Origin of the sequence: Kitasatospora sp. NPDC091257 (genome assembly GCF_044757675.1) — a bacterium.
In the GTDB taxonomy this organism is placed as follows: domain Bacteria; phylum Actinomycetota; class Actinomycetes; order Streptomycetales; family Streptomycetaceae; genus Kitasatospora; species Kitasatospora lactacystinica.
Genome location: NZ_JBIVVI010000585.1, coordinates 1 through 5,604, shown reverse-complemented (window position 1 = coordinate 5,604; position 5,604 = coordinate 1). Strand labels below are relative to the sequence as shown.

Below are 5,604 nucleotides of genomic sequence, written 5' to 3'. Positions count from 1 at the left end.
GATCGGACGGGCGCGGGGGCCGGACGCGGCACCGCGCCCGTACCCCCGGCCGACTCCGTAACGTCCCCCGTTACGGGAGCCTTGGTCATCCGTCAGTTCACCCCGGCGGCGTGCTGGAGGACCGGCAGGGTCACCGCGCCGGCCAGGACCCGGCCGTCGTCGGTGAGCAGGACGTTGAGCACCTTGGTGCTCACCAGGGTGCCGCCGGCGACCGGCTTGCCGAGCGACTTCACCATCGCCTGCGGGTTCAGCGACTGCGCCGCCCCGTTCCCGCGGCCGCCGTGCTTGCCGCCCTTGGCGTCGCCCTTCGGCGCCCCGTCCACCGCGTCGGGCAGCCGGGTGGAGACGACCGTCGTCCAGCCCTCGCCGATCACGTCGACGCCCTCGGGCGCCCCGGTGCCCCGGTGCTCCCGGGCGTCGCCCGGCGCGCCCTTGGCCACGTCCCCGGCCTTCTGCTCCGTCACCATGGCGCCCTTGGGGGCGGAGAAGTCGAAGGTCTTGTCGGCCGGCTTGGCGAAGGACACCTGGGTGAAGCGGACGTTCAGCACGGTGCTGCCGTCGACGGACTTCACCGCCACCGCCAGCGGCACCCCGTTGTCGGCGGCCACCGCGATCCGGACCTCGGCCAGCGTCGAGCCGGACTGGGTGGGCTTCACGCTCAACTCGTAGGCGTTCTGCCCGGCCACCTTGGCCGTCCCGGCGACGGTCACCGAGGTGGTGCCGGCGCTCCCGGTCAGGAACTGCCTGGCGGCCTCCTGCGGGGTGGTCGGCAGCTCGGACAGCGGCGCCTTGCCGTGCTGCTCGGCGGCGGCCGCCCGCCCGGTCATGTGCACCGCGGAGTTGGACGAGCTGTCCCAGGCCCAGGCCTGGTCGCCGTTGCGGACCAGGGTGTAGCCGGCCATGTTCTCCAGCACGTCCACCCGCTGGCGGTCCGGGCCGTCCACCGCGACCCGCAGCGTCTGGTCCCCGCCGAGCAGGCCGAGCAGCTTGGACTGCGGGTCCGCGGCGGAGCCCCGGCCGTCACCGCCGTGCCCGCCGACCGCCCCGCCGAGGCCGCCGGCCGCGCCGAGCAGCTGGCCGGGCACCCCGAGGTCGGTGCTGATCGACACCGTCCCGGACAGCGTCTGGGCCTCCGACCCGAGCACCTTGGCGACCAGCTGCTCCGACGTCAGCGTCGGCAGGTCGGGCGCGCCGTCGGCGGCCAGCGCCGGGACCAGCCCCACCCCTGCGGCGATCACCGCGACCACCGCCACCGGCACCCCGGCGCGCATCAGGACGCGTCGCCGGGAGCGGTACGGCGCACCGCCGTCCAGATCGTCCCCCGCCGCCTTCTCGTTGGTCATGGCGTCCTCAACTCCTCCGCGAACACGTGTGATTGGCCTTGCCCGTCCATTAGAGGCCGCCGCGGCGCCGCCGTCATCGCCCTGTGGGGCCAGATCGGGTTGACCTTCTTGGGTACGCCGACCCTGAGACGGCCTCAGGGTTGTCTCCACCCGCGGTACCACCGCCTGGCGTAGGGTCGCGCCATGGACGGAACCGCCATGGACGCCAGCACCCCGCCGACCGAGAACGCGATGCGCCGAGCCCTGCGCCGCGCCCGGGACGGCGTCGCCCTCGACACGACCGAGGCCGCCGTGCTGCTCCAGGCCAGAGGCGACGACCTGCTGGACCTCTGTACGAGTGCCGCCAGGGTCCGGGACGCGGGCCTCGAAGCCGCCGGCCGTCCCGGCGTCATCACCTACTCCAAGAGCGTCTTCATCCCGCTCACCCGGCTCTGCCGCGACAAGTGCCACTACTGCACCTTCGTCACCGTCCCCGGCCGGCTGCGCCGGGAGGGCCACGGGATGTACATGTCCCCGGACGAGGTGCTGGACGTGGCTCGCCGGGGCGCCGAACTCGGCTGCAAGGAAGCCCTGATCACGCTCGGCGACAAGCCCGAGGACCGCTGGCCGGAGGCCCGCGAGTGGCTGGACGCGCACGGCTACGACGACACCATCGCCTATGTGCGCGCCATGTCGATCCGCATCCTGGAGGAGACCGGCCTGCTGCCGCACCTCAACCCCGGGGTGCTGAGCTGGACGGACTTCCAGCGGCTCAAGCCCGTCTCCGCCTCCATGGGCATGATGCTGGAGACCACCGCCACCCGGCTGTGGAGCGAGCCCGGCGGCCCGCACCACGGTTCCCCGGACAAGGAGCCGGCCGTCCGGCTGCGGGTGCTGGAGGACGCCGGGCGCAGCTCCGTCCCGTTCACCAGCGGCCTGCTGATCGGCATCGGCGAGACGTACCAGGAGCGCGCCGAGTCGCTGTTCGCGCTGCGCAAGGTCTCCCGCGCCTACCACGGCGTCCAGGAACTGATCCTGCAGAACTTCCGGGCCAAGCCGGACACCGCGATGCGCGGCATGCCGGACGCCGAACTGGACGAACTGGTGGCCACGGTGGCGGTGGCCCGGCACCTGATGGGCCCGGCCGCCTGCCTCCAGGCCCCGCCCAACCTGGTGGACGGCGAGTACGAGCGGCTGATCGCGGCCGGCATCGACGACTGGGGCGGGGTCTCCCCGCTCACCCCGGACCACGTCAACCCCGAGCGCCCCTGGCCGCAGATCGAGCGGCTGGCCGAGCGCTCGGCGGCGGCCGGCTTCGAACTGCGCGAGCGCCTCGCCGTCTACCCCGAGTACGTGCGCCGCGGCGAACCGTGGCTGGACCCGCGGGTGCTGCCGCACGTCCGCGCCCTGGCCGACCCGGCCACCGGCCTGGCCGACCCGGACGCGGTGGTCCGCGGCCTGCCCTGGCAGGAGCCCGAGGACCTGCCGGTGTCGTACGGCCGCACCGACCTGCACGCCACCATCGACACCGAGGGCCGCACCGGCGACCGCCGGGCCGACTTCGAGGACGTGTACGGCGACTGGGAGGTGCTGCGCGAGCAGGTGCTCGCGAAGGGCGCGCCCGAGCGCCTCGCCGGAGACCTGCGGGAGGCCCTCGCGGTGGCCGCCGACGACCCGACCGGACTGACCGACGACCAGGCGCTGGCCCTGTTCCACGCGGACGGTCCGGCCCTGGATGCGCTCTGCCGGATCGCCGACGACGTCCGCCGCGACACGGTCGGGGAGGACGTCACCTACTGCGTCACCCGGAACATCAACTTCACCAACGTCTGCTACACCGGCTGCCGCTTCTGCGCCTTCGCCCAGCGCCGCACCGACGCGGACGCCTACACCCTCTCCCTGGAGCAGGTCGCCGACCGGGCCGCGCAGGCCTGGGAGGTGGGCGCCACCGAGGTCTGCATGCAGGGCGGCATCCACCCGGACCTGCCCGGCACCGCCTACTTCGACATCGCCCGCGCGGTGAAGGAGCGGGTGCCCGGCATCCACGTGCACGCCTTCTCGCCCATGGAGGTCGTCAACGGCGCGACCCGCACCGGGCTGTCGATCCGGGACTGGCTGCAGCGGGCCAAGGAGTCGGGCCTGGACAGCATCCCCGGCACCGCCGCCGAGATCCTGGACGACGAGGTCCGCTGGGTGCTCACCAAGGGCAAGCTGCCGGCCGCCACCTGGGTCGAGGTGGTCACCACCGCGCACGAACTGGGCCTGCGCTCCTCGTCCACGATGATGTACGGGCACGTGGACACCCCGAAGCACTGGCTCGGCCACCTGCGGCTGCTCGCCGGGATCCAGCAACGGACGGGCGGCTTCACCGAGTTCGTGACCCTGCCGTTCATCCACACCAACGCGCCCGTCTACCTGGCCGGCATCGCCCGGCCCGGCCCGAGCGCCCGGGACAACCGCGCGGTGGTCGCGATGGCCCGGCTGCTGCTGCACCCGCACATCCCCAACATCCAGACCAGCTGGGTCAAGCTGGGCGCCGAGGGCGCGGCCGAGATGCTCCGCTCGGGCGCCAACGACCTCGGCGGCACGCTGATGGAGGAGACCATCTCGCGGATGGCCGGCTCGGCGTACGGCAGCTACAAGTCGGTGCGCGACCTCCAGGCGATCGCCGAGGCCGCGGGCCGCCCGCACCGCCAGCGCACCACCACCTACGGCGAGGTGCCGGCCGAGCGGCGGGCCGCGGCGCTGGCCTCGGACGGGCACCTGCCGGAGCTGCTGCCGGTGCTGGACTGAGACCCGTGCCGTCCCGGCCGCCGCCCGCACGGCGGCCGGGACGGGGGCACCGAACTCCCGGGGAGGGGCCGATTCGATCGGCTCTTCGAATACAGTGCCAGGGCGCGCTCCCGGCCGAGCGACGCGCGGACCCCACACCCGAGGAAAGGCGCCCCGTCGTGATGCCACTGTGGTCACGCGCCCAGCAGCAGGACTACCGCAGCCGGGTGCGGGGCTGTCTGCTCGGCGGTGCCGTCGGGGACGCGCTCGGCGCCGGCGTCGAGTTCGAGTCGCTGGAGAAGATCCGGGCCCAGCACGGCCCGCAGGGCGTCACCGGCTACGTCCCCGCGTACGGGCGCACCGGCGCCGTCACCGACGACACCCAGCTCAGCCTCTTCACCGTCGACGGGCTGATCCGCGCCCACATCCGGCGCGACACCGGCAGCTGGCACCCGCCCACCGACCTCCACCTGGCCTACCTGCGCTGGGCCGCCACCCAGCGCGACTGGGGCCCCGACGAGCGCCGCCCCGACCTCGGCTGGCTCGGCCGCGAGGAGTGGCTCTACGCCCAGCGCGCCCCCGGACAGGGCTGCCTGTCGGGCCTCAGCGGGGCCCACGCCGAGCGGCTCGGCACCCTGGAGGTCCCCAAGAACCCGCACTCCAAGGCCTGCGGCACGGTGGTGCGGGCGGCGCCCTTCGGGCTGCTCACCACCTGGGAGCCGGGCCTGGTGTTCCAACTCGCGGTGGAGTGCTCGGTGCTCACCCACGGCCACCCCACCGGATACCTCGCGGCGGGCGCGTTCGCGGTGATCGTCCAGTCCGTCGCCCGCGGCGGCACCCTGGAGGAGGGCGTCCACCTGGCGCTCGCCCTGCTCTCCGAGCGGCCGGCGCACGAGGAGACCACCGCCGCGCTGCGGGCCGCCCTGGACGCGGTGCGGGCCGGCGAGCCGTCCGCCGACCGGGTCGAGGCGCTGGGGGAGGGCTGGGTGGCCGAGGAGGCGCTGGCGATCGGCGTCTACTGCGCCCTGGTCGCCCACGACGTGCGCTCGGGCCTGCTGCTCGCGGTCAACCACTCCGGGGACAGCGACTCCACCGGCGCGATCTGCGGCAACCTGCTCGGGGCGCTGCACGGAGACACCGCGCTGCCGCCGGGCCTGCTGGCCGGGCTGGAAGGGCGCGGGGCGATCCTCGAACTCGCCGACGACTTCGTGCTGGAGCTGGTGCACGGCACCGAACTGCACGACCGGCGGACCCCGGATGGCGCCAACTGGGCCACCCGCTACCCGGTGACGGGCTGAGCGACCCGGGACCCCGGAACGGGAGTTGCCCGTAGCGCGGGCCGCCGCCGGGGGGCGACGGCCGCCGCTACGGGCAACTGGTCCGAGTGCGGAACCGGGCGGGAGGGTCAGTCCGGGAGGCCGCCGAAGGCGCCGTCCCCCACCGCCGAGGCGAAGGCGTTCCAGGCATCGGCCGAGAAGCGCAGCTGGGGCCCCCGGGGGTCCTTGGAGTC

Annotated in this window: 4 protein-coding genes; 2 read left to right on the top strand and 2 right to left on the bottom strand. The window is 74.4% G+C overall.

Features of this window, described 5'->3' with window-relative positions; all coding sequences use genetic code 11:
* Positions 1-92 precede the first annotated feature (92 nt).
* Complete coding sequence (locus ACIQOV_RS24895) at positions 93-1,343, bottom strand: outer membrane lipoprotein carrier protein LolA (RefSeq protein WP_401051940.1); 1,251 nt, start codon at positions 1,341-1,343, stop codon at positions 93-95.
* Positions 1,344-1,526: 183 nt separating this feature from the next.
* Here ACIQOV_RS24895 and ACIQOV_RS24890 point away from each other — a divergent pair, with 183 nt between their 5' ends.
* On the top strand, positions 1,527-4,115 hold the full coding sequence (locus ACIQOV_RS24890) for a bifunctional FO biosynthesis protein CofGH (protein WP_401051937.1): 2,589 nt from the start codon (positions 1,527-1,529) through the stop codon (positions 4,113-4,115).
* 161 nt (positions 4,116-4,276) lie between these two features.
* Positions 4,277-5,392 carry an ADP-ribosylglycohydrolase family protein gene (locus tag ACIQOV_RS24885; RefSeq protein ID WP_401051935.1) on the top strand — a complete coding sequence of 372 codons (1,116 nt, stop codon included), beginning with the start codon at positions 4,277-4,279 and terminating at the stop codon, positions 5,390-5,392.
* Between the two features lie 107 nt (positions 5,393-5,499).
* Here the strand turns inward: ACIQOV_RS24885 and ACIQOV_RS24880 are convergent.
* On the bottom strand, positions 5,500-5,604 hold a 105-nt coding region (locus ACIQOV_RS24880), incomplete at its 5' end, for a DUF397 domain-containing protein (RefSeq protein ID WP_401051943.1).

Excerpts from the sequence above, each read along its gene's own strand:
- ACIQOV_RS24895 (WP_401051940.1), bottom strand. The coding sequence starts at position 1,343 with ATGACCAACGAGAAGGCGGCGGGGGACGATCTGGACGGCGGTGCGCCG.
- ACIQOV_RS24890 (WP_401051937.1), top strand. The coding sequence starts at position 1,527 with ATGGACGGAACCGCCATGGACGCCAGCACCCCGCCGACCGAGAACGCG.
- ACIQOV_RS24885 (WP_401051935.1), top strand. The coding sequence starts at position 4,277 with ATGCCACTGTGGTCACGCGCCCAGCAGCAGGACTACCGCAGCCGGGTG.